The sequence below is a fragment of the Bradyrhizobium sp. Ash2021 genome (assembly GCF_031202265.1).
Taxonomy (GTDB): Bacteria; Pseudomonadota; Alphaproteobacteria; order Rhizobiales; family Xanthobacteraceae; genus Bradyrhizobium.
In genome coordinates, this window is record NZ_CP100605.1 from 302,289 (window position 1) to 324,117 (window position 21,829).

Sequence of the window (21,829 nt, forward strand, 5' to 3'; positions counted from 1 at the left end):
TTCCGTCACCTCATCAATGCGGATAGAGTTCTCGGTACACACAACCGCTTTCGCCACTGCTCAGTAACCTCGTGCTCGACGAACTCGACCGCGAGCTGGAGTGCCGGGGACACCGCTTCGTTCGTTATGCGGACGACTGTAACATTTATGTTCGCAGCGAACGCGCGGGTCAGCGGGTGATGGAGAGCATCACGCGCTTCATCACACAAAAGTTCAAGCTCAAGGTAAACGAGGCGAAGAGTGCGGTGGCACGACCGCAGGAACGGAAGTTCCTCGGATTCAGCTTCTCGGCTGGTCCGGACATCAAGCGCACGATCGCGCCGAAATCTCTGGGACGGTTCAAGCAGCGAATCCGGGAGACCACGCGAAGGGCCAGGGGCGTCAGCATCAAGACGACAATGGAAGAGTTGGCCACGTATATGCGGGGCTGGCGCGGCTATTTCGGCTTCTGCGAAACGCCCGAGGTGCTGATCGCTCTCACTCGCTGGGTCCGGTTGCGGCTGCGGGCCGCTCTATGGCGTCAGTGGAAAACACCACGGCGTCGCCGAGCGGCACTGGCCGCACTGCGAATCTCGGGGGAACTGCGTAACACGGCCAGTAGTGGCCGTGGCCCTTGGCCTATCGCCCGGAGCAAAGCTCTCTGCTTCGGGCTCTCCAACGCCTACTTCAAATCGCTCGGCCTTCCATCCCTGTTTGGAGCGTGTTAGCGCAACTTCTCGAACCGCCGTATACGGACCCGTACGTACGGTGGTGTGGGAGGGGCGGAGTCGAGAGGCTCCCCCCTATCCCGATCACTGGCACTTTTCGGACCTCGCGCGATGTCCGACCTGAGTCCGCAATGCGCTCCAAAGCGGACATCGGCGAAAGCAACAGGCTTCGAGCCAGTAAAGGTTGAACCGAGGCGGAGGCGGCAGCCCGCCGCGTGGATGACCACCTACCCGCCTGTCAGGTGATCTTCGATGTTGCTGGCGACCTCTTCACACACGGGACGCCAACTCAAGCAGTTCGTTCTTGACGACAGGATCATCGGTCTGCTCGGCAAGTTTCCGATACTTGGCCGCTTCGTCCCGTAGATAGTCAGGCCAATCCATGCTGCACAATACCGATTAGGCGGGCGTCGTTCCAAGCAAGGCGGCGTCCACGCCCGCCAACGCGTCGCTGCTCCTATCGATGGCAGGGTCGTGTCGCACGGTGAGTTCGACGATTTTTAGACCTTATCGACCGCGCCGGTCCAATCTTTAAATCCGCCGACATTATAGACCTTGTCGTAACCCATATCCTTTAGGACCTTCCCGGCGAGCGCAGAACGACCGCCGGAAGCACAATAGAGGATAACGGTCTTTTCCTTATCGAAATTCTTGTCGTGGTATGGAGAGTCCGGGTCGGCGCGAAATTCCAACATTCCGCGTGAGACGTTCACAGCGCCAGCGATCTTGCCGCTTGCACTGACTTCTGGTGCATCGCGCACGTCGACAACCAAGGTGTTTCCCTTTTTAATCATGTCACTGGCCTGATCCGGCGTGATCTTCGGAACCGCCGCGTTAGCAGCTTCCAACATCTGTTTGACGCTTGTTACCATGTGATCCTCCTTTGGTCGGGCACCGACATTTAAGCACGAAACCCGGGATGGTTCTCGCACACAAGTAAGGCCCCGGATCGCTCCGGGGCCCTACAGGGTACGTCCGTCCGCAGACTTTGGTAACTGTGACATTGTCCCAGCAACCGCGCCTGTCAATCCAGCGTCTAGGCGGCGGAACAAGCCGGGTTCGGTCATTGGTCTCTCTTCGATTTCCGCCTTCCCAATGCTTGTCCTTGCGCAACGTTCTGAACACCCGCTCGACGTGGCGGTTGAGTTCGCATCACGCCTATTCGCGCAAACATCGTCGGCCCGTCATGTTCTACAACCAGCATCAGCGCCTGCATTGTAGCCTGCCATTCCTGTAGATCAGATTTCTGGCGCTACTAGGTAGCGTCGTTATGGACATACGAGAATTCCCAATCGGCCATGGGAATGACAATCGGCTTGCGCTGGACGAAAGCCTGTCCCGCGATAACCCCGTAATCCGCGCCTCCAATACAAACGCAGAACTTCGTCTTCCTAGTCTCGTGTTTGAAGATATCCTCATACCAAACAATACCCGCCAGATAGAGGCGGTGGTTCGGCCCAATCATTTTTTGGTAATCTTCGAAAGACATATTTTCCAAGGCGGCAGCGTCTCCGAGGGTATGGTCTTTCGAGTGGATGGGTCTCCCGGCTACTGGTGGTTCGGAGTGAACAACCACCAAATCTCCCTGATCTCTAGCAAGAGGGTATGGCAGCACTTCGAGGATTGCGCTGTAGCGAATGTTGTAAGCGGGGGGTCTGGCCCGTGTTAGTTATAATGAAGGTCGCCCGTGGCAGATAATTGGGATAGGCGTGAACGATGCTTTGTGGCGTGAAGGAAATATAGGCCCGCAATTGCCGTTCAGCGTTCAGGTCAGCGCCTCGAACCAGCGTGTCCGTTGAACGCCAGAGTTTCAAGGTAGCTATTCCGAGAATGACAGTAAAAGTGGCGATTACGCGCTCGGCATCCAGCCAAACGTCCGCCTTACACCACGCGAACGAGGGCCATTCCTTCCAGTCTTTGGGCTGGGCGCACTGACTTTCCTCGCCAGCATGTTTGCCGTCAGATATATTGATGATCGTGGGAGCCGCGCTATTAGCTGGCACCGTTATTTGCTGCTGGCCGTGGCTATCATGATTATCGGCCTGTGCAGCTTCAGCTTTGTGTTCGCTTTCCCTTGGGCGGCTCTCTTCTGAATGCGCTGCTACACACAGCGCAAAAACCAACAATAAAATCCGTAGCATTCCCGGCCCCTAAATCTCCTCCAACACTACCCCCTCAAGTTCCATCGCCGCAAGGCAGAGGCTAGGAAGATCGTCGCGGAAAACGCTATGCCGCCGCCTGATCTTCCTTATCCGCACCGCGCGCCACGATCTTCAGGGCCTCCTCGGGCAACGGCCGCTGCAGCGCCTTCGCCTCATCCCACGGCGCGCGCATCCAGACATCGCGCTCTTTGTCCGTCGTCAAGATCACCGGCATCGCCTTGGGATGGATTGGCTCGACCACCGCATTCGGCGAGGTGGTCAGGAAGCCGTAGACCTGATGCGGCCCTGGCACCGGCTTGGACTTCGTGCCGCGATCACCGCTGAAGGTCGTCCAGATGCCAGCGAAGGCGAACAGCGGTCGGTCATCGTTCAGCCCGACGAGAAATGCTGTCAGTGCATTCGATGCGCAACGTGTCGCCGGTTCAGTTTAAGCAATCCTTGAATAGCTGACAGACGGTCTTCCAACGCGGCAACAGTAACCATTAGATTGTTGCGGCGTGTATCCAGAGTGCTCATGAGTGCCGGATCGGAAGCGTCCTGAGCTATCGCCAATTTTTGGTGACGGCCGGGCCGGTCAGGCGGCGGCGGTTATGGGCTGACGGTCAGCGGGTTTAGCGATGACCTCGATCCCGTTGTTGAATGTCACACCGAGAACGAGTTTTGGCAACTGGTTGTGGCCATCGAGACGACGCCAGCTTTTCTGCGCGGCCTCGAGCAGCTTGAAGACCATCGCGAGCGCCGTCCTGTTGGACAGGCATCCCTTCGATCGGATCGTGCGGTGGCGCACGGTAGCGAAGGTGCTTTCAATGGGATTGGTCGTTCGCAGGTGTTTCCAGTGCTCGGCCGGGAAGTCGTAGAACGCCAGTAGCGTGTCCCGATCCTTGCCCAGGCAGTCGGCCGCCTTCTCGTATTTGGGCGTGTAGCTCGCGATGAAGGCGTCGAACGCCAGCTCGGCGGCGGCCTTGGTTTCGGCCATCCAGATCTCCTGCAACGCGCGTTTGGCCTTCGGCTGCTGGCTCTTCGGCAACTTGGCGAGTACGTTCGCGGTCTTGTGCACCCAGCAGCGCTGCTCGCGCGTTTTCGGCCAGACCTCACCGGCGGCCTTCCAGAACCCGAGCGCGCCATCGGCGATGGTAAGCCGCGGCGGCACGTCGAGCCCGCGCCGCTTCAGATCGAGCAGCAGATCGCGCCAGTCCTGCGCGCTCTCGCGGGCGCCATCGGTGAAGCCGACCAGTTCCTTGCGGCCTTCCGGCGTCGCGCCGATCAGCACCAGGATGCACTGCTTTTCGTCTTCGAGGCGTGCCTGGAGATGGATGCCATCGGCCCAGATGTAGACGTAACGTTTCGCCGACAGATCGCGCCTCTGCCACGCGGTGTGTTCGTCAAGCCAGCCGTCCTTCAGGCGGCCGATGGCGGATGCCGACAATCCGGCAGCATCCTTGCCGAGCAGTGCTGCCAGCGCCTCGGAGAAGTCGCCGGTCGAGATACCCTTCAGGTAAAGGATCGGCAGCAGCGTCTCGATCGATTTAGAGCGGCGCATATAGGGCGGCAGGATCGAGGGCGAGAACCGGATGCGGTCGGGGTCGGTAGCGTCCGCCTCGCGATCGCGCACACGCGGCTGGCGGACGGCGACCGGACCGATACCGGTCATCACCTCGCGCTCCGGCAGGTGACCGTGGCGCACGACCCGCTGGTGGCCGTCTGCGGTCTTCAAATCGGCATGCTTGCCGAGAAAGTCCGCGACCTCGGCCTCGACCGCCTGGGCCAACAGAACACGTGCCCCAGTACGCAAGATTTCCGTGAGTTGATCGTCGACGTTTGCTGGCTGAATCAGCTTGATGATGTTATCGTTGGACACGGCATATCGCTCCTTCGGTGGAGAAGTGGAGGCGTCAAGCACCCCCACGATATGCCGCCTTTCCGATTCCCGCCGTCACCAACTTTCAGCGATAGCTCAGCGTCCTTGGCCCGCGCGCGTTCCTTGTCGATATCGGAAACGGACTTGCGAAGCCCTGCGACCAGCGCGGTGATCTTCTCTGCTTCTTTCGACATGACCCTTGGCGCGGTATGCGCCTGCGCCTCCAAATGATGGTGGTGTTTCATTGCGATCCTCCGGTGCTGCCCCAGTGGATTGGAGAACCTTGGCGTGAAGTTATTACCGACCTCTGAAATCCGCCTCGACGAATTGGATTAAAATTGACGCGGTCATCGCTCCGCCGCCTTCAAGGCCGCCGCAGCGATCTCTTGCGCGGCGTGAAGCTGATCAATGTCGAGGCCGGGGAATTTGCGCTCGACGGCGCTTTCGAAATATCCCATCGTTCGATCTTTTGCTGGCGTGCGTTCCGTCAGCTCGACGATGTACGCGGCGATGTCGGCGGTGTTGTGGGTCATGGGCATTTTCCAATATCGTTTTAGATGGATTTAGTTCTTGTTTGCTCGGTGTGCGGCGAATGAACCTTTCGTTACCTGCGATCTTCTCGGAACGTTAGATTGAACGCCTCGTTTTCTCCAACACTCGCCCTTGGAGGAGCAACCATGCCTAAGTTCATGTTCTTCGGCGCTGCGTTTTTTTTGATCGCGCTTGCGCCAGCGTCTTTGACACTCGCTCGGGACGGATCGTCCGGCAGTGAGCGTGGCTACCAGCGTGTCAGAGGTGACCACCACGGCGGCGGGTTACGTCGTGCCGGGCCGACAATTGTGATAGACGGCGGCGGTGACAGTCCCAGTTCCTACAACGCCTGCGCACAATATCCCGGGTACGATCCCGCTTCGGCGACATATCTCGGACCCGATGGCACACGTTACCCCTGTCAGTAGTTTAACCGCCCGGAAATTCCTACAAGTCGCCGGGCTTGTCGACCCGCTCTAAGGCCGCTGCTAGTTCCGGCGTATTCCAGCACGGCAATCAGCCGATTGATCGTTCGTTCGATCGCGCGCTCCCGGCTGAAGATATTTGCCGATGATCTTGCCACCTTCGCGCAATGCCATGCGAATGAGAATGTTGTCGTGCTCGGTCATTGATCCCGCTTTAACTTCCGCTTTCCCCAATGCGTTTCCTTGCGCGACGTATCGAACACACGCTTAACATTTCGGTGCAAGCCGCGCATGAGCCCGATGCGCGCAAGCATCGTCGGACCTTCTTTTCCTATTCATTGCCTGACGATAACCTGATCAGTCATGGGGTAGCCGTTTTTATTTCGCCCATATTATTGTGATGAAGAAATTGCTCTTTGCCGTTGGCCCATACGATTTTCACACCAGACCAGTCGATAGCCTCGACCGTGCCGAGATCAGTTTCGCTGTCATGCCATGCGACACGCTGGCCGATTTTCAGCTTTTTGGATTGCTCAGAGGTCATAACTCGATACTATGACATGACAGCTATTCAATTCTACTGCGAATATATTGCTCCGATGCCGCCGCCTTGTCTTCCTTGTCCGCGCCCCGCCCAACGATCTTCAGCGCGTCATCCGGCAACGGCCGCTGCAGCGCCTTCGCCTCATCCCAAGGCGCGCGCATCCAAACGTCGCGCTCCTCATCGGTGGTCAGGATCACCGGCAGCGGCTGTTACCCACCTTGGTGAAACTAAGTGTCTCCCTAGTTAACGCGGATGTCCGAAATCGAGGCGGTGAATTAGTCGGAAGATAAGGACTGAACAGCATCGTGAGCCAAGGAGGATTTCCATGACTGATCGCATAAAGATTGTCTGTTCAAACTGCCGCAAGATGTTCAACGACCGGGCGCAACGACTGAAACAGGGCTATCAGACCCAGTGCCCACACTGCATGAGGTTGATTACTTTCGACAGCAGTTCGGAAGACCCAAACATCAGGCGCCCGTTGAAAGCGGCTCGGGATTTCCGGGTTGCGGCGGAGGAGGCGCTGGTACTAGCTCGAATGGCCGCTCAGGAGCCCAAGCGCGACCCCGTGTATTGACCGGCCTAGTCGCTTGCGGTGCCTCGTACGCCTTGCAGCATCGGCGGCAGGTTGCCGACGTAGCGGTTGATCACGCAGAAAAGGGCGCGGATGGCTTCTTGGTTGGTGGTGATGCTGTAGAGGTTGCACATGAATTGCGGCGTTACTGTTGATCCTTCGGAGTGGCTCCGCCCGCCGCGTCGGGGACCGACGGACTAGACTCTTCGGATGGCGTACCTGTTCTTAGCTCCGGCGCCGCCGCGCATTCGCCTGCCCAGAGCTTCGTTCCCTTGACCGTTCCGACGAGCTTGCAACCAACGGGCGCCCTCGGCTTCGCCTGAACGAACGGCTTCGCGCTGACGGTCGGTCGCTTTGCTGGTGTTGCGTCTTGAGCGAGCGCAATCGTAGGAATGAGCAACATAGCGAAGCAAAGCGCTGTCCTCATAACGTGGTTCCACTTCCTCAAAAAGGGCGCGTCCGCAAAAATCAACTTACCAACTTGTTGGCGCGCGCCAGATCCTCCAGTGCGTCGGACAAATCAAGATCGGCTCATCGGCCCAGGCATTGTACCAAATCCCCAGTCTTCGGCGGCATAGAAAAACCAATGGAATAATCCCGATCTTATCAACTTCGCCAACTTCCAAATCGCAATCTTCCGGCGCGAGTTGGATCGGTAGCCACCGCACAGCCCGACACGACATCCTTAGTGTCTGTCCGAAAACATGTTGAATCATCGGAATCATTTGTGATTCAAGGGAGGCGGTCCGAATCTGAAGGAGCGCCGATGTGGACGAAAGAGAACCGCGGTCGTTACGACCGCAGCCGGCTACGCTATCCCAGCGATTTGACCGATGAGGAATGGGCGTTTGTGGAGCCGCTGATTGCGTCAGCCAAGCGAGGCGGCAACAAGCGCACGGTGGATGTGCGTGAAGTGGTCAATGGTCTGATGTATGTGCTGAGCAGCGGTTGCCAATGGCGAGCGATCCCGAAGGATCTGCCGCCGCGCAGCACGGTGCACGGTTATTTTGACTTGTGGACTTGGGACGGCACGCTCGATCGCATCCATCACGCGCTCTATGTACAATGTCGGGAGTTGGCCAACCGAGAACCCAGCCCGAGCGCCGCCATCATCGACAGTCAAAGCGTCAAGAGCGCGGAAAAAGGGGGGCGTGGATTGACCCGCATGGCTACGATGCGGGAAAGAAGATCAAGGGCAAGAAGCGCCACATCCTAGTCGATACCCAGGGCTTATTGCTCCACGCCCTTGTACATTCGGCGGACATCCAGGATCGAGACGGCGGGGTGTTGGTGATGGCCACTCTGTTTGGCCTGCATCCATTCCTGCTGAAGCTCTATGCCGACGGCGGCTACCAGGGGCCGATCTTTCAGTCCGCCGTTCGCAAAATCCTCCGGCAAATCGACGTGGAAATCGTCAAGCGTTCCGATACAGCAAAGGGCTTTGCGGTCTTGCCCAAGCGATGGATCGTCGAGCGCACCATCGCCTGGCTCAATCGCTGCCGCCGCTTGGCCAAGGATTGGGAGTGTCTCAACCGAAAGGCCTTGGCGTTCTTGCGCCTTGCCTCAATCCGCCTCATGCTCAGAAAGCTCTGTCAAAAAACAGCATGATCCCGGACAGACTCTTAGGGCCTAGAGGACGCGTCTAATTAATGCCGCCACCCGCCTATGGAAGCTACCGATCTGTCTGAACGCATCCTGCCGCTCTGATCCCTCAGGAAGCAGTTGCGCGGCTTCCCATAAGCTCGCTAGCAACCGCGTCATGTCTTTCAATTCATCGGCCTCGGGCATTCCAACTGTGCGTCGGCTCAACGTTTAGTCCTCATTGTACGAAGGGATAAATGTGGGTGTGGGGGCCGCGACGGGATAGCGCGGCAAGTAAGGGAAGAGAGTAAGTACAAATGGCATATCTAAGCAGTTGCCGCGCGGAAGTTACTGGCGCAGCAAAAGGTGCTCTTCGTCCTGCACATTGACCCCGACCGCGACGCCGACCGCGCGCGGCGAGCCTTCGAAAGCCACCTATCGCGCGCCAGATGGATGACGGAGCAAGGTTATCGCCATCTGCTGCGAGGCGGCGCCTCGCGCAACTTATGACCATCGGCTCTGCGCAGAGGATACTTTAGCTCAATGTAAATTGAGCCCCGGCCGCGCCCTTGCAACGCATGTACCGTTCCAGCTCATGGATCGGCGTCGACTTCGGGCGGCGCACAATGTCTAGCGCGACCGTTTGATGCGTGTCGCACCCGAGGCACTTCACCTCAAGATACCTATAACCAGCGTTCAGAGCGTCGCCCAGTGCCGGGGACGGTTGGGCCGGACCTTGGAAGCCCAGCATCCACGCGTTCCAGGCTTCGCAGGCAAGCCGATCCGCTTCCTTGCGCGCTTTCGCCGCCCGCTCAGCCGATGCCCGGACCGAGCCGCCGTAGATAGTCTCTCGTGATTTGGTGCCCATGCCGCAATGAAAGCGTAGCGGCGGTGGCCGTGCAAATTATCAATCCGTTGGGGATCGATACGCGGGCGGGCTACTGGGCGTCGTGGGTGTGGATAGTGAGCGCGCACTGTTCGCCCATCTGATCGCCAGCGTCAACGCAGTCTGCATTCGCAGCTGACCAGTTCGGATCGGTGTAGGTCATAAAACTGCACGATTGCGAAGAATTTTAATCATGGCAATGCGGCTGGCCCTGACGTGACGATCCTGCGCGATGAGCGCGTCCGATGGAGAGCGCGCTTAGCTCGTCGGTCCACAGCGACCGCGTCATCTCAGTGATGATATTGCCCTTATCCGGTCTTAGGCTAGTGCTAGCCGCAAGCGCATGACTTGACGCGCGAACGGCACGAACAGTTGCAGAAAGACGTAAACTTGCTCGCGCTCCGGATTTGCTGCCGTTGGGTGACCCGCTTCATTCACCGAAGCGTTCCATCAGCAGCCGTCGTGCCAGAAGCTGCACGTTGTATGCGTCGCAGACGGTTAGGCTCGCACTCGCTTTCGTGAAACGGCGCGTGGTGGTAGTACTGCGAAGCCAACTCGCATAGGCTAAAGCGTCGACAATCGAGACCTTACGGTCCCGGACCAGACCGTAAGTCCATTTCGCCTTGCCGATAGAAGGAATCTGCCGCGAACGCTCGATACGAGTCTTTGGACCCCTAATAGTCCATATAAACGGGTCATTGATATCGATTTTAGCTTTCCGGAGTCGTTGTTTGAGTTCGTTGAGCACGACAGGATTCCACGAGCCATCCTTGAGCCTAGACGGGTTCTCTCGGCTGGCGCGCAGTTCAAGCTGCATCTCTTCGATGGCCGAGTACGCCAGCGTGACCGCATTGGCGATGCGGACGTGAGCAAGCGGTTCTTTCTGCACTCTGAACTCGTGCGGCGAGTAGCGCGGGTGCATATCCATATGATGTGCGCCCGCCGAGCGATAGCTGTAGCGAGCTTGTGGATCGCGTAGGACAGGGAGGCCCTGCTCACAAGTGCGGCAAACCGGCACGCTGCGGTGATCCCGCTTGTTGAGAAGAACGATGGCACATTTTGCTTCGCTCCACTGAGACGAATTTGAATGTCCTCCATCGGGTCGAAGTATCCCATCGCGCTGCCGTGCAAAATGTCGATTGCTGAACATAGGAGAACGACGGCTTGACGAGCACGTTGTTCGGTTGTTGCGCGTATCATGATCTCCATGTCGAAGAATATAGGATGCCCGTCGCTATAGTAGTTCTGAGAGGGCGCATGACCGCGCTCCAACCGGATACGTTCATTTTCGGCATGCAATTCGTCGCGGGTGCCTCGAAAGACACCAGATGCCTTTTCGTACTGCCATGCCGCTGCTGCGGCCTTAAAAGCCGTGCCGGGGTAGTCCCCTGAAAAAATTGCCGAATGATAAAGGAGCATTTACTGGCCCATCATTGCGAATCGGGAGCGCTCACGGTGGCACAATGCAGGGTGATAAACCGAAGGGTGCTGGCGTCTCTCCCGGCTATTCACAAGCTGCCCCGCAAGGACCGGCATCCCCCAGGCTTGCGCCGAGGGTTCAAGCAGCGGCGTAGAGAGTGGCACCTACGCTCGGAAACTGTTCGGGACATTGTAGGGACGCCGCACTTGGCGGAATGAGGCAAGTAGTTGATTTTATGAAATAAAAACTCGTCGTTTGCGGCATTCCCCTCTCCCACAAGGGGAGAGGGAGAGTTCCCATGACTTTAGGCCACCGATACCATAAATTCAGCGGAAGGCTGTCGGGGGGAACGTAGGTAGCGCTCTCTCGCTACTAACTCTTTCTCTTTGGTCCGACCTGCTGAAGCAACGACCTTCGCCGCGAAATTGGAAACGCGGGTTCACTGGAAAGCGGTCGCGTTGTAAGAAAGCGCTGATTTCAGCCCCTTCGTTAAGAGGCGCCTCGCTTTCTGGCGGGGCGTTTGGGATCCATGCCCCATAGCGGTGTACCTTGTTTCTGACGTAGCGCGATCCGACGCCGGAGGCGATCCTCTCCATACCTTTTCCGAAAAATGCTCTCGCACAGCCAGTCGTGGTCGAGCAGTCGTGGATCTTCGCTGAGCATCTTGATGTCGGTCGCACCTTCCAGCAGCTGGTATTGGCCACTACTGTAGCGATAGTGGCGAACCCGCCTCGCGGGAGTGGAAACGGCTGTCCTAGTTCGCGATTGTCAGAACGTCTCGGTAATCTTGCTCAGGCGAGGGGGACGATCCGGGTCAAATCCGCAAACGCGCGCCGTCTGTTCGATCATCCGATAGGCCGGGACGAGCATCGTGATCGGGTCAGTGGCGGGATCGTCTTCCCGGAGCCACGGCAGCGAGCCGTGCGGTCCGCCACACAAATGCAGAGCGATGTTTTGCTCGCGCAGCTCGCGTGCCAGCGCGTCCATCGTGGCAGCCGTTTCATCCATGAGGCGCATCATGATAACCGGCGTCCTCCACGATAACGCGGCGCGCGGACCATGCTGCAGCTCGGCGGCGGAAAGACCCGTCGCCGGCAAGCGGAGGATTTCGGAAAGTTTTAAAGCGATCTCCCGGGCCGATCCCAGCCCCAAGCCCCGCGCGGCCACGAACACGGCGGACGCCTCGGCAAGATCGTCTGATATCCGCGACCAATCCAGCGCAAGGGCGCGGTTCAGGCGCTCGGGCAGTCGCTCAACCGCCGACCTCAGCGCGTCGTCGTCGGCGAGTTCTGCAATAAGCTCGCACCCTGCGGCCATCGAGCCGATCACGGTTTTTGTCGCCGCGACGGAGTGCTCGGCGCCCGCTTCGACCGGGATGACGAACTCCGCTTCTGCCGCGACCGGCGAAGCCGTCGCATTGACGATGGCGATGGTCCGGGCGCCCGCGGCGCGCGCTGATCTCGTCGCCGCGACAAGATCCGGGCTGCGACCGGATTGCGAGATGACGATGAACAGCGCATTGCGAAGTTTTAAGGGCGTACGAAATGCCGTGATGACGGAGGGCGCGCTGGCCGAAACGGGCAGGCGAAGCCGCGTCTCGACAAGGTACCTCAAGAAAACGCCGACATGCCCGGAACTTCCTCGGCCGCACAGCACGCACAGCGGCGCGGAGCCGATTCCAAGTCGCTGGGCAATTTCACGCGTGGCGGCGCGGTTACCAACGATCCGCGCGACGACATCAGCGCCTTCCGCGATCTCGTTCGCCATCGCTGATGTCGTCACGGTTCAACCACTCCACGCCGGCCGCGCGGCGCTGCTCCCTTGAGATGTTGGCGATGGTCGCCCGCGAGATCGGCAAAGACGCGGCGAAGGTTGCCCTCGCATCTTTTCAGAACGGCCTCCGCCTCGGCCGGGTCGACGCCCAACGCCAGCAGGACGGCGGTCTTGATGTCTCCTCCCGCCTGATCAAGTGCACGCGCGGCATGCGAGGGATCGCAGTGCGCGATTTGCGCAACCATGGCTTCCGCGCGCCGCTTCAGCTTGGCATTGCTCGGCTGCATGTTCACCATCATGCCGCGATAGACCCGCCCGAGCCGCAGCATAATGCCCGAGGAGATCAGGTTGAGCACGACCTTCTGCGCCGTGCCCGCTTTCATCCGCGTGGAGCCGGCGATCAGCTCGCGGCCGGTCTCGATCAACACCGGGTACTTGGCCGATGTCAGCAGGACCGTGCGGGGATTGTTGGCGACACCGATCGTCACCGCACCGGAGGCTCCAGCCTGCTGCAGCGCCGCCACCGTGAATGGCGTTGTCCCGCTGGCGGCGACGGCGATCACCACGTCTTGCGGCGTGAGTTTTGCGGTATCGACCTGGCGGACCGCATCGTCGATATCGTCCTCGGCGCCCTCAATGCTGGTGACAAACGCGCTATCGCCGCCGGCGACGATAAAGTGGACCCGCTCGTTGGGCCAGGCGAAGGTCGGCATCAGCTCGGCGCCGTCCTGTACGGCAACCCGGCCCGACGTGCCGGCGCCGACATACACAATGCGGCCGCGATCGCCGAGCGTGGCCCTGGCCGCTTCCGTGGCCGCCGTGATCGCCGGAAGCGCGTGGCCGATCGAGCTGACGGCCGCAAGCTGGCCCTCCCACATCGCTTCCATGGCGGAAGCCAGCGACCATCCGTCAAGACCGGCAAAGCGGGGGTCGACGTCTTCGGTAGCCATGTCCGTGATCCAGTTCCGATGGCCCCGTTATACGCCAAACTTGGGCGCCGGTTCGCGATCGATTTCCCTTTTGGGCAAGACAAACCGCCGCCGCGCGACCAGCAACGCGCCGGCCGCCGCGTCCGCATGAGGACGCTTCAGGCGCGCGCGCAGGTCCGGCGTCAGCCAGGGAGTAATCGCATCCGACAGCCCGCCCACCAGCGAGAGCCGCTCAATTCCCCTCGCCAGGAACAGGTCGAGCAGATCGCCGATGGCATCGGCGGCGCGTTCGACAACGCGGCGCCCGACCGGATCGCCCTGATGGGCGTGCCGCATCACGATGGGCGCCAAAGCGGCATAGTCGCCGGCTCTTGCTTCTTCGGACCAGGCCACCGCCTGATAGGGATCGTGATCAAACGCCTCGAGCACCTCCGAAAGCAACGGCGTCATTTCGCCGCGGCGATCGGCGGCCCGCAGCGCCAGCCGAACCACCTGCAGACCGATGTCGGCGCCGCTGCCTTCGTCCGAGACCGGAAAGCCGTAGCCGGCAAGACGGATTTCGCGGCCGCCGATCAGGCCGACGCCGACCGAGCCGGTGCCGGCGACGACGATGGCCCCGTCCGCGCCGCTGTGGGCGCCGAGACAAGCCGCCATGCCGTCGCTGATGAAGACAATGGACGCAAAGGGATGCGCGATCCTGTTGAGCGCCGGTTCCGCGCCGCGCCGACCCAGACCGGCAACGCCAATTCCGGCGTGCATCCGCGCAAAATCTTCCCGCGCGAGGCCGGCCTGTGCGGCGGCGGCCTCCGTGGCCTCCATGATGGACCGCCAGGCCTTTTCGACGCCGATCCGCGTCGTGGCAGGACCCGAGCTCGCTTCACCGAGCAGCCGGCCATTCTCGTCTTCAATCCGGGCACGGCAGCTGGTTCCGCCCCCGTCAATTCCGAGATATGTGGTACCTTTTGTTCCCATCGAAAGTTAACGCGAGGGCTTCATTCGGGGTCCTCTCAACGCCCAATAAAGAACATATGGGGTCTCCTGTACTGCACTCGTCTCACGAGCACGTGACTCCCACCTCTCGGATGAATGCTGATGGACCACTCCTGGCCTTCCGACCTCACGATCGTCGCGCCGCAGGTCTTTGATGGAACCGCGATGCGCGGGCCGGGGTCAGTCAGCATTTCCAACGGTCGGATTGAAAGCGTCACCTTCGGCGAGGCGGACGCGCGTGCGTCAATCCGGCTTCCGGCAGATGCGATTCTGGCGCCCGGATTCATCGACATTCAGGTGAACGGAGGCGGCGGCGTTCTTCTCAACGACCAGCCAACGGAGGCCGGCGTCCGGCGCACCGTCGAGGCGCACCGCAAGGCGGGGACCACGGGCTGCCTGCCGACACTCATCACCGATCGAAGCGAGGTCATCGAGCAGTTGGCCGCAGTTGCTCAGGCATGCCTTAAGATTCCCGGCGTGCTCGGCTTTCATCTGGAAGGGCCGGCACTCAACCGCTTACGCAAGGGCATTCATTCGGAGTCCGAGATACGCCTGCCCACCGACCGCGATCTCGCCGCCATCAGGCGTTTCGGGAGCTGCGGCAGCTCCGTTGTGACGTTGGCCCCGGAATGCATGCCCGCGTCCATGATCGAGGAATTGCTCGCCGCCGGATTGCGTATCTCGGCCGGCCATAGCGAGGCGACGGCTGCCGAAATGGAGCATGCGGCCAATCTCGGTGTGTCCGGCGTCACCCATCTCTACAATGCCATGTCGCAGCTGAGCGCGCGCGAGCCGGGCTTGGTGGGCGCAGCCCTGCAGGACGACCGGCTATTCGCCGGGATCATCTGCGACGGCATCCACGTGGACGCCACCGGTTTGCGGATTGCCTTCCGCTGCAAGGGACGCGATCGGCTGATGCTGATCACCGATGCCATGCCCCTGGTGGGCACCAGCGACCGGCAATTCATGCTGCATGGCAGGCAGATCACCTTGCGGGAAAATCGCCTGACCGGCCCCGATGGCACGCTCGCCGGCGCTCACCTCACCATGATCGAGGCCGTGCGCAACGCCGTTGCGCTTCTCGAAGTCCCCCTTGTCGACGCTCTCATCATGGCCTCCCGGACGCCGGCCGTATTTCTGGACCTGGGATCCGAGCTTGGACGGATTGCGCCCGGGTACCGCGCTGACCTCGTCGCCTTCAAGGCGAACTTTGAAGTTGTCGGCACATGGATTGCTGGCCAAAGTGTCAGTGCAACAGGCGAGGCGAGCGGGGTTTCGCACCGAGGTTAGATGCGCCACCATCCCATCATCGTGCAGAAATATGGCGGTGCCTGTCTTGAAACACCGGCACGAATCCGCGCGGTGGCGAGCCGTCTCGCCGAGTTGCACGGCCGCGGTTATCGCGTCGTGGCGATCGTCTCCGCCATGGGCAAGACCACCGACCAACTGATCGAGATGGCCTATCAGGTCAGCCCGCATCCCAATCGCCGCGAACTCGACATGTTGTTGACGACGGGTGAGCGCATCAGCATGTCGCTGATGAGCATGGCGCTCTCCGATCTCGGCGTGCCCGCGATCAGCTTCACCGGCAGCCAGGCCGGCGTGATGACCGATCAGTCCCATTCCGCCGCACGCATTCTGGATGTGCGACCGGTTCGCGTGCGCGAGGAACTCGATCGTGGACGCATTGTGGTGCTGGCGGGATTTCAGGGCGTAAATCCGGCGACCAGGGAAATCACCACGCTTGGCCGGGGCGGCAGCGACACCACGGCGGTCGCCATGGCCGCGGCGTTAAAAGCCGAGTGCTGTGAAATCATCAAGGAGGTCGACGGAATTTGCTCGGCCGATCCGCGCATCGTGCCGGATGCAAAACCCTTGCGTCAGCTGGATTTCGCATCGCTATCCGAAATGTGCTTCTGGGGTGCGACGGTCCTGCATTTTCGCAGCGTAGAGCTGGCGCAAAACCAAGACGTGCCTTTGGTTGTGAAAAAATGGGGTGGCGTCGAACACAGTACGCAAGTGATGAAAGAGGTTGCAGGTATGGAAAGCGGAAAGGTTTTGGCCGTCAACTCGATAGCTCGCATTGAGCATGTGGAAATCGATTCCACCGATCTCAATCGGGGCTTTGAGAAATTCGCGCAGCATCTCAAGCAAAACGGCCTGTCCTGGCCCCAGCTCCTTGCCTCGTCCTTCAGCGCCGGAAAAACCAGGATGACCGTGGCTTGCGATTCGGAATGGCTCGACGCTCTGTTGCGCACACTGGAACGCAGCCAGGGTTTGCGCAAGCAGCGCGAGACCTCAAGCTCGGTGAGTCTGACTTGCTTCGGCGGGGTTTCGTCGGACCTGCCATTGCGGGCCTTGCGGGTTCTGCAACGGCACGGGATTGTCGCTGACCAATACGTTCTGTCGCCGCATTCGGTGAGCCTGTTTGTGCCGGTAGAGAGGAGGGAGGCTGCGGTCAGGGCCTTGCATGCGCTGATCCAGTAAGTGCAGGTGCGCGGGAAGCGATGAGGCAGTGATTCCGCTGTACGGTTTGATTCCTCGCGAGATTGGCGCCACTTCACATAGACACCATCAGCGAATCCTAGTATCGAACCCGCTTCGCTGAGGGCAATCCCGCACGAACGGCGTCAAGTACGCTCAATGTGCTGACGATTGTGAAGCCGGAGACTGTCGTCCATTGGCATCGTGCCGGGTTTAGGTCCTACAGGCGCTGGAAGTCACGATCTCGTCTCGGCCGACCGACGGTTCCGGCCGAAATACGACGGCTGATCCGAAAGATGAGCATTGCCAATGCGCTGTAGGGGGCGCCGCGGATCCATGGCGAGTTGCTCAAGCTCGGTATCGAAATCGGCCAGACCAGCGTTGCCGAGTATATGACCAGGCGAAGAGATCCGCCGTCCGACCTTTCCTTCGCAATCACGCCGACGGCATCGCCGCGATGGATCTGTTCGTCGTGCCGACAACCTCATTTCGGTTGCTGTATGGCCTATTGATCATGGGGCTGGACGACGACAGATTTTATGGCTTGGCGTCATGGCGCATCCGACCGCAGAATGGATTGCAAATCAGATCACGGAAACGTGCGGCTGGGACCAAGCTCCCCGCTATCTAACCCAACTTGCGCAGTTGGGGCGAGATTTGGCTATTTTTCAGGATTTTGCATCGCGTGACCTGAATCGGATCAATCGGTTAGACGGTGCGAAGCGGGGATTTCGGCGTGTAGTGCCAACCTTGGGTATTTTCTGGGAGCGGCGAGTCGGATTGATTTGGGCGCATGTACCTGCGCCACACCACGATACGCAAAGACGGCAAGGTTCATCGCTATTGGCGAGTTGTGCGCAGCGTGCGTGTTGGTCGTCGGGTCATTCAGCAAACGGTGGCGCAACTCGGCGAACTCAATGAGCAGGGTCGCGTGCAGGCACGGGCGCTGGCGCACCGACTGATCGGCACTCCCGAGCAAGCGCAACTGTTCGATGATGGCAGCGAGCAATTGACGGTGCCGGTGCGGTTGAAGGGCATCCGCATCGAGCGCCCGCGTCAGTTTGGCGATGTGTATCTGGCGCTCGCGTTGTGGCGCGGAACCGGGCTTGAGGCTCTGTGCGAGCGGCTGCTTCCGATCGGCAAGGAGCGCATCGCGTGGTCGAAGATGGCGACCGTACTGGTCGCCGCGCGGTTTTGCGAGCCATCGAGCGAGTTGCACATTGCGGAAGACTGGTATCGGCGCACGGCGCTTTCAGATCTGCTGCAGCTCGGTGGCGAGGAGGTCAACAAGGATCGGCTCTATCGCGGGCTCGATCATCTGCTCGGCTACAAGACCGAGCTCGAAGCGCATCTGTCGCAGCGCTGCGGAGAGCTGTTTGCGATCCAGAACGAGGTGCTACTCTACGACGTGACGAGCACGTATTTTGAGGGCCAGGCCGCGGCCAATCCGCAGGCGCAACGCGGCTATTCCCGTGATCATCGCCCGGACTGCAAGCAGGTGTGCATCGCGCTGGTCGTGACCTTTGACGGCTTTCCCCTGGGCTACGAAGTATTCGCCGGCAATACCCACGACTCGCGAACCTTGCAGACGATCGTAGCCACCATGGAGGCCCGGCATGGCATGCTGGGGCGGGTCTGGATCACTGATCGTGGCATGGCCAGCGCCGACAATCTGGCGTGGCTGCGCCAGACCGACCGGCGCTACATCATCGGTGCGCCGAAGTCGGAACTGAAGAAGTTCGCCCTCGAACTCGCTCGCTCGGATGGCTGGCGCATGGTCCACGAAGGCGTCGAGGTCAAGCTGACACGCCACTCCGAGACCGGGGAGACCGCGATCCTGTGCCCCTCGGCCGATCGGCGCAGCAAAGAGCGCGCCATGCACGACAAGTTCAGCCGGCGGATCGAAGAAGCGCTCGGGCGCATGGCCGCGCGGCTGGCTCGTTCGAAGAAACGTGTCGATCCGACGACGGTGAACCGGCAGATCGGCCGCATCCTGCAGCAAAACCAGCGATCCGCCGCCCGCTTCGCGATCACGCTGGAGCCGGATGGCTGCCCCGCGGGTTTCCGCCTTGGCGTCGCTTACAACGACTCATTCGACGACTGGGCCGCCCTTTCAGAGGGCGCCTATCTGTTGCGTTCGAACATCTGCGATTGGAGCGATCAGCAGCTCTGGAAGGCCTATATCCAGCTCACGCAGGCCGAAGCCGCTTTTCGTATCCAGAAGGACCAACTCAACCTCCGTCCAATCTGGCACCAGCGCGAAGATCGCGTGCAGGCTCATATCCTCGTCTGCTTTCTTGCCTTCGTGCTGTGGAAGAGCCTGGAGATGTGGCAGAGCCGCGCAGGTCTCGGTAATTCGCCGCGCATCATCCTGGAAGAACTCAAACGCATTCAGTCCCAGGACGTCGTTCTGCCGACCGCAGCGCATGGCCAGATTTGCCTGCGCTGCGTGACCCAGCCGGACCCGGCACAGGCCGCTCTCCTCAATCGTCTCGGAATCGTCCTGCCAAAGCGAATGCGCCTCGCCGAGCCATACTTGCCTGCTCTCGAACACAGCGCCTGATCCTCACCCGCCACAAAATGTAGTGCCAACTTTTTGGCTAAGACATTGATCTGCCTATGGTGGGGGCGCGATTCTGCGCAAGTTGGGCTAATCCGCGATCTGGATGGGGCCTAGACCCGGAAGAGATTGTTGTTTTAGCTAACCACGGAGTGATGAAACTGCGCTCTGCGGTCGCGAGAGCGATGGCGTTGCTGCCGGAAGATCGCGATGCGGCGATAATAGTCCGAAAAGGCGAACTGTCGCAGTCGATCCTCGGTTTCGAGCAGATCAAGCAGCTTGCGGTGCGGTGGGAGTAGGCGGACGCCGGGTGTTCGCTGCGATAGCCGTAGGACTTGCCGATAATTCTCGCGACCCTCTCGCGAGCATCGCCTTTTCCCCGTTCCGGAAAATTTCCGGAACGGGGCGGCTCGTCCCCGTGCTTCAAGCCCGCGCGCTGCCGCTCCTTCGCCTCGGCCTTCATCTTGGGCGTCAGCGCCCGCATGATGGCGACCGCCTCGGAGGGCGTGCGAACTGTTTCGACGGCGCGGCGAGCGCGTACAGGACGGCGGGCGTCAAATCCGAAACGAGTTCGGATTTGGAACCAAACGTCTGATAGACCTGCATGAACTTTTGGGCTGCTGGTGTAGGGCGTCGTCATGTCACCGCTCCCGGCTTCGCCGTCTTGAAGCGCCAGCCGTCATCGACTTGTTCGATGAGGCCGCGCTCCTGCAGCCACGGGATGACGGGTTCGCCGTGCGGACAGCCGGTCGCGTGCGCTAGTCGGTTCATCGCTGCCAGCGTGTCAGCTTCGGAAAGGGCGGCCTTGCCGTACTCTCGCGAGATTTCCGCAGCCCTATCGAACACCGCCTCGAATTCGCGCTCGGGGAGATGGCCGATCAGGGTTTCGATGGACGACAGATCGAAGTCGGGATCAGCCATCTGCACGGCGTAGGCCTCGATTTCTGTTGGGTTCAACTTGGTCATTGTGCCTTCTCCTGTGGTGATGATGCTTGGCCGCCATCGACGATCTCATCAACGAGTGCGCACAAACGTTTACGCCAGCGATAGGCGATTTCATGGCCGGGATCAGCGTCGGGCAAAACGGATGGCCCCGCGTTGATCCGTTTTCCGCGACCCGGTGCCCCCCTTCTTGCGACGGCGTCACCTTGCGCGGCGCTGGGCGCGGTTTATTGCTCGATCAGCCATCTTCTCATCCTCCTGTTTGGCGCTGGCTTGGTGTTGACTGCCGCCTTGCGCTTGGTCGTTGCCAGTTCTCGGGGAAATGATCAGGCGTGTACCGGCAGCGCTCGGCGACCATGGCGGCGGCACGCATGGGCACGCCGCTGGTGACGGGCCAAACCTCGCCGAAGAGATCGGGATCGCCGAGAAGTGGCCGAGTTCGGCGGACCAAACCACTCTCTCGGCAGTCTCGCTTGTGGGGGTGGCCTGTCGTGGCGGCACCGCCCTCGATAGAGGGCGCGGTGTTTGCGGGTAGATCGACGCCAGCACCGCCTTTCATTCGCGACGGCGGACTATCCGCCGTTTTGTCGTGCACCGATTTTAGTGTCACGGCGACGGTTGCCATCGCGTTGTGTTTGCTGGCGTTTCAAGGTCGGCGCGATGGTGCCGGACCGGTCGATTTTAGTCTCACCGATTTTAGTCTCACGCTCGCCGATTTTCGTCTCACGCGGTGGCCGTTCCCGGTGCCGGAACCACGTGGCCCTGCTGATGCCCTCGGCATTCCACGGTGCGCCCAGCGACGGCCTGCCACGCTTGCCGGTGGCCTTCTTCCTCCGCTTCCGTCGCGACGGTGCGGCCTTGGGCGCGGGCTCGCCGGTCGCAGCCCGAGCCATGCGTTCCTTTTCCCGTTTCCATTTTTTGTTCGCCGCGTAGAGCTGCGCCTTGATGGCCATGCGCTCGAGCTTCGGGCAATCGCCCGCGCCGATGCAGGTGATCTCCAGAAGCTCGCGGGTCTTGAGGTCGCGCCCGATGCGGCGCGCAAGATCGTCGGCGTTGCGCCGAGTGCCGCCGCCGATGTCTTGGAGCGTGTTGTCCAAGCTGTCGTCGTCACCGATCTCAGGAAGCAGATTGATGGCGTACCGGCGCATCATGTGCGGCGAAAAGCCGTTAAGCGCTTGCTGGTTGAGCAATTCGAAGATGACATCGCGGCCCCAGTCGTCGTCAGGCAGCGTGGTACCGAAGGTGTGACCGATGAATTTGCCGAGTTGCCGGAGCGTGGCTTTGCCGACATCGAACGACAACGGGCTCCTGTCGGTGCAGGCTTGTGGCTTGCCAAAAGATGTCTGGCGGTGCATTTAGAAGGTCTCCTTCTGGACGCTTTGGTCGGTGGCCGGGGAGGTTTGAGTTTCGTCGGTCGATCCGTAGAGGCGGGCTGATCGGTCGAAGCACACAAAGAAAGCCGC

The 21,829-nt window shown here is 60.4% G+C and carries 19 protein-coding genes and 6 pseudogenes; 8 read left to right on the forward strand and 17 right to left on the reverse strand.

What is annotated here, in order from left to right; genetic code table 11:
* Positions 1-71 precede the first annotated feature (71 nt).
* Positions 72-707, forward strand: coding sequence for a group II intron maturase-specific domain-containing protein (locus NL528_RS46455; protein WP_309185538.1), 636 nt, complete (start codon positions 72-74; stop codon positions 705-707).
* A gap of 500 nt (positions 708-1,207) precedes the next feature.
* Here NL528_RS46455 and NL528_RS46460 read toward each other — a convergent pair whose 3' ends face one another.
* The 9 genes and pseudogenes from NL528_RS46460 to NL528_RS46500 all read right to left on the reverse strand — a co-directional run.
* The gene (locus NL528_RS46460) at positions 1,208-1,579 is read right to left on the reverse strand and encodes a rhodanese-like domain-containing protein (RefSeq protein WP_309185539.1); all 372 of its coding nucleotides are present in this window, start codon (positions 1,577-1,579) and stop codon (positions 1,208-1,210) included.
* A gap of 383 nt (positions 1,580-1,962) precedes the next feature.
* Positions 1,963-2,205: a hypothetical protein gene (locus NL528_RS46465; protein ID WP_309185540.1), complete on the reverse strand. Its 243-nt coding sequence runs from the start codon at positions 2,203-2,205 to the stop codon at positions 1,963-1,965.
* Positions 2,206-2,299: 94 nt separating this feature from the next.
* Complete coding sequence (locus tag NL528_RS46470) at positions 2,300-2,848, reverse strand: hypothetical protein (protein WP_309185541.1); 549 nt, start codon at positions 2,846-2,848, stop codon at positions 2,300-2,302.
* 85 nt (positions 2,849-2,933) lie between these two features.
* Positions 2,934-3,242, reverse strand: a pseudogene (locus NL528_RS46475) (SOS response-associated peptidase family protein); the annotation flags it as partial.
* A gap of 201 nt (positions 3,243-3,443) precedes the next feature.
* Positions 3,444-4,727, reverse strand: a complete 1,284-nt coding sequence (locus tag NL528_RS46480) for an IS256 family transposase (protein WP_309176837.1) — start codon at positions 4,725-4,727, stop codon at positions 3,444-3,446.
* A 347-nt stretch (positions 4,728-5,074) separates the two neighbouring features.
* Positions 5,075-5,260 carry a hypothetical protein gene (locus NL528_RS46485; protein ID WP_309185542.1) on the reverse strand — a complete coding sequence of 62 codons (186 nt, stop codon included), beginning with the start codon at positions 5,258-5,260 and terminating at the stop codon, positions 5,075-5,077.
* A gap of 486 nt (positions 5,261-5,746) precedes the next feature.
* The gene (locus tag NL528_RS46490; RefSeq protein ID WP_309185545.1) at positions 5,747-5,887 is read right to left on the reverse strand and encodes a hypothetical protein; all 141 of its coding nucleotides are present in this window, start codon (positions 5,885-5,887) and stop codon (positions 5,747-5,749) included.
* 157 nt (positions 5,888-6,044) lie between these two features.
* Complete coding sequence (locus tag NL528_RS46495; RefSeq protein ID WP_309185546.1) at positions 6,045-6,227, reverse strand: hypothetical protein; 183 nt, start codon at positions 6,225-6,227, stop codon at positions 6,045-6,047.
* Positions 6,228-6,250: 23 nt separating this feature from the next.
* Positions 6,251-6,430 (reverse strand): annotated as a pseudogene (locus tag NL528_RS46500) (hypothetical protein); the annotation flags it as partial.
* Positions 6,431-6,552: 122 nt separating this feature from the next.
* Between NL528_RS46500 and NL528_RS46505 the strand changes: the two are divergent.
* Positions 6,553-6,804: a hypothetical protein gene (locus NL528_RS46505; RefSeq protein WP_309185547.1), complete on the forward strand. Its 252-nt coding sequence runs from the start codon at positions 6,553-6,555 to the stop codon at positions 6,802-6,804.
* Positions 6,805-6,842: 38 nt separating this feature from the next.
* Here the strand turns inward: NL528_RS46505 and NL528_RS46510 are convergent.
* Positions 6,843-6,935, reverse strand: a pseudogene (locus NL528_RS46510) (SOS response-associated peptidase); the annotation flags it as partial.
* A 632-nt stretch (positions 6,936-7,567) separates the two neighbouring features.
* Between NL528_RS46510 and NL528_RS46515 the strand changes: the two are divergent.
* Together NL528_RS46515 and NL528_RS46520 are read left to right on the forward strand one after the other, a co-directional pair.
* Positions 7,568-8,409, forward strand: a pseudogene (locus tag NL528_RS46515) (IS5 family transposase).
* Positions 8,410-8,757: 348 nt separating this feature from the next.
* Positions 8,758-8,892: pseudogene (locus NL528_RS46520) on the forward strand (DUF2285 domain-containing protein); the annotation flags it as partial.
* A 58-nt stretch (positions 8,893-8,950) separates the two neighbouring features.
* Here NL528_RS46520 and NL528_RS46525 read toward each other — a convergent pair.
* From NL528_RS46525 to NL528_RS46545, 5 genes and pseudogenes are all read right to left on the reverse strand, one after another.
* Positions 8,951-9,250 (reverse strand): annotated as a pseudogene (locus NL528_RS46525) (hypothetical protein); the annotation flags it as partial.
* 448 nt (positions 9,251-9,698) lie between these two features.
* Positions 9,699-10,157 (reverse strand): hypothetical protein, encoded by a 459-nt coding sequence (locus NL528_RS46530; RefSeq protein ID WP_309185548.1) that lies wholly within the window; start codon positions 10,155-10,157, stop codon positions 9,699-9,701.
* Positions 10,158-11,456: 1,299 nt separating this feature from the next.
* On the reverse strand, positions 11,457-12,470 hold the full coding sequence (locus NL528_RS46535) for an SIS domain-containing protein (RefSeq protein WP_309185549.1): 1,014 nt from the start codon (positions 12,468-12,470) through the stop codon (positions 11,457-11,459).
* Complete coding sequence (locus NL528_RS46540) at positions 12,467-13,411, reverse strand: N-acetylmuramic acid 6-phosphate etherase (protein WP_309185550.1); 945 nt, start codon at positions 13,409-13,411, stop codon at positions 12,467-12,469. Before NL528_RS46540 ends, NL528_RS46535 begins: the two co-directional genes overlap by 4 nt.
* Positions 13,412-13,438: 27 nt before the next feature.
* A complete protein-coding gene (locus NL528_RS46545; RefSeq protein WP_309185551.1) occupies positions 13,439-14,362 on the reverse strand; it encodes a BadF/BadG/BcrA/BcrD ATPase family protein in 924 nt (307 codons plus the stop codon).
* A 120-nt stretch (positions 14,363-14,482) separates the two neighbouring features.
* Between NL528_RS46545 and nagA the strand changes: the two genes are divergently transcribed.
* From nagA to NL528_RS46565, 4 genes are all read left to right on the forward strand, one after another.
* Positions 14,483-15,670, forward strand: coding sequence for an N-acetylglucosamine-6-phosphate deacetylase (gene nagA, locus NL528_RS46550; protein ID WP_309185552.1), 1,188 nt, complete (start codon positions 14,483-14,485; stop codon positions 15,668-15,670).
* Between the two features lie 21 nt (positions 15,671-15,691).
* Positions 15,692-16,867, forward strand: coding sequence for an aspartate kinase (locus tag NL528_RS46555; protein ID WP_309185553.1), 1,176 nt, complete (start codon positions 15,692-15,694; stop codon positions 16,865-16,867).
* A 790-nt stretch (positions 16,868-17,657) separates the two neighbouring features.
* Positions 17,658-19,427 (forward strand): IS1634 family transposase, encoded by a 1,770-nt coding sequence (locus NL528_RS46560; RefSeq protein ID WP_309185555.1) that lies wholly within the window; start codon positions 17,658-17,660, stop codon positions 19,425-19,427.
* A 152-nt stretch (positions 19,428-19,579) separates the two neighbouring features.
* On the forward strand, positions 19,580-19,723 hold the full coding sequence (locus NL528_RS46565) for a hypothetical protein (RefSeq protein ID WP_309185557.1): 144 nt from the start codon (positions 19,580-19,582) through the stop codon (positions 19,721-19,723).
* 337 nt (positions 19,724-20,060) lie between these two features.
* On the opposite strand, the gene NL528_RS46570 is transcribed toward NL528_RS46565, so the two are convergent.
* Both NL528_RS46570 and NL528_RS46575 read right to left on the reverse strand, forming a co-directional pair.
* Complete coding sequence (locus NL528_RS46570) at positions 20,061-20,390, reverse strand: hypothetical protein (protein WP_309185558.1); 330 nt, start codon at positions 20,388-20,390, stop codon at positions 20,061-20,063.
* A gap of 548 nt (positions 20,391-20,938) precedes the next feature.
* Positions 20,939-21,721, reverse strand: a complete 783-nt coding sequence (locus NL528_RS46575) for a hypothetical protein (RefSeq protein ID WP_309185560.1) — start codon at positions 21,719-21,721, stop codon at positions 20,939-20,941.
* Positions 21,722-21,829: the final 108 nt, after the last annotated feature.

Bases quoted from the DNA above. Each gene is read 5' to 3' on its own strand.
- NL528_RS46485 (WP_309185542.1), bottom strand. From the start codon at position 5,260: ATGACCCACAACACCGCCGACATCGCCGCGTACATCGTCGAGCTGACG.
- nagA (WP_309185552.1), top strand. From the start codon at position 14,483: ATGGACCACTCCTGGCCTTCCGACCTCACGATCGTCGCGCCGCAGGTC.
- NL528_RS46565 (WP_309185557.1), top strand. From the start codon at position 19,580: ATGAAACTGCGCTCTGCGGTCGCGAGAGCGATGGCGTTGCTGCCGGAA.
- NL528_RS46540 (WP_309185550.1), bottom strand. From the start codon at position 13,411: ATGGCTACCGAAGACGTCGACCCCCGCTTTGCCGGTCTTGACGGATGG.
- NL528_RS46545 (WP_309185551.1), bottom strand. From the start codon at position 14,362: ATGGGAACAAAAGGTACCACATATCTCGGAATTGACGGGGGCGGAACC.
- NL528_RS46470 (WP_309185541.1), bottom strand. From the start codon at position 2,848: ATGCTACGGATTTTATTGTTGGTTTTTGCGCTGTGTGTAGCAGCGCAT.
- NL528_RS46490 (WP_309185545.1), bottom strand. From the start codon at position 5,887: ATGACCGAGCACGACAACATTCTCATTCGCATGGCATTGCGCGAAGGT.
- NL528_RS46575 (WP_309185560.1), bottom strand. From the start codon at position 21,721: ATGCACCGCCAGACATCTTTTGGCAAGCCACAAGCCTGCACCGACAGG.
- NL528_RS46505 (WP_309185547.1), top strand. From the start codon at position 6,553: ATGACTGATCGCATAAAGATTGTCTGTTCAAACTGCCGCAAGATGTTC.
- NL528_RS46495 (WP_309185546.1), bottom strand. From the start codon at position 6,227: ATGACCTCTGAGCAATCCAAAAAGCTGAAAATCGGCCAGCGTGTCGCA.
- NL528_RS46560 (WP_309185555.1), top strand. From the start codon at position 17,658: ATGTACCTGCGCCACACCACGATACGCAAAGACGGCAAGGTTCATCGC.
- NL528_RS46460 (WP_309185539.1), bottom strand. From the start codon at position 1,579: ATGGTAACAAGCGTCAAACAGATGTTGGAAGCTGCTAACGCGGCGGTT.
- NL528_RS46570 (WP_309185558.1), bottom strand. From the start codon at position 20,390: ATGACCAAGTTGAACCCAACAGAAATCGAGGCCTACGCCGTGCAGATG.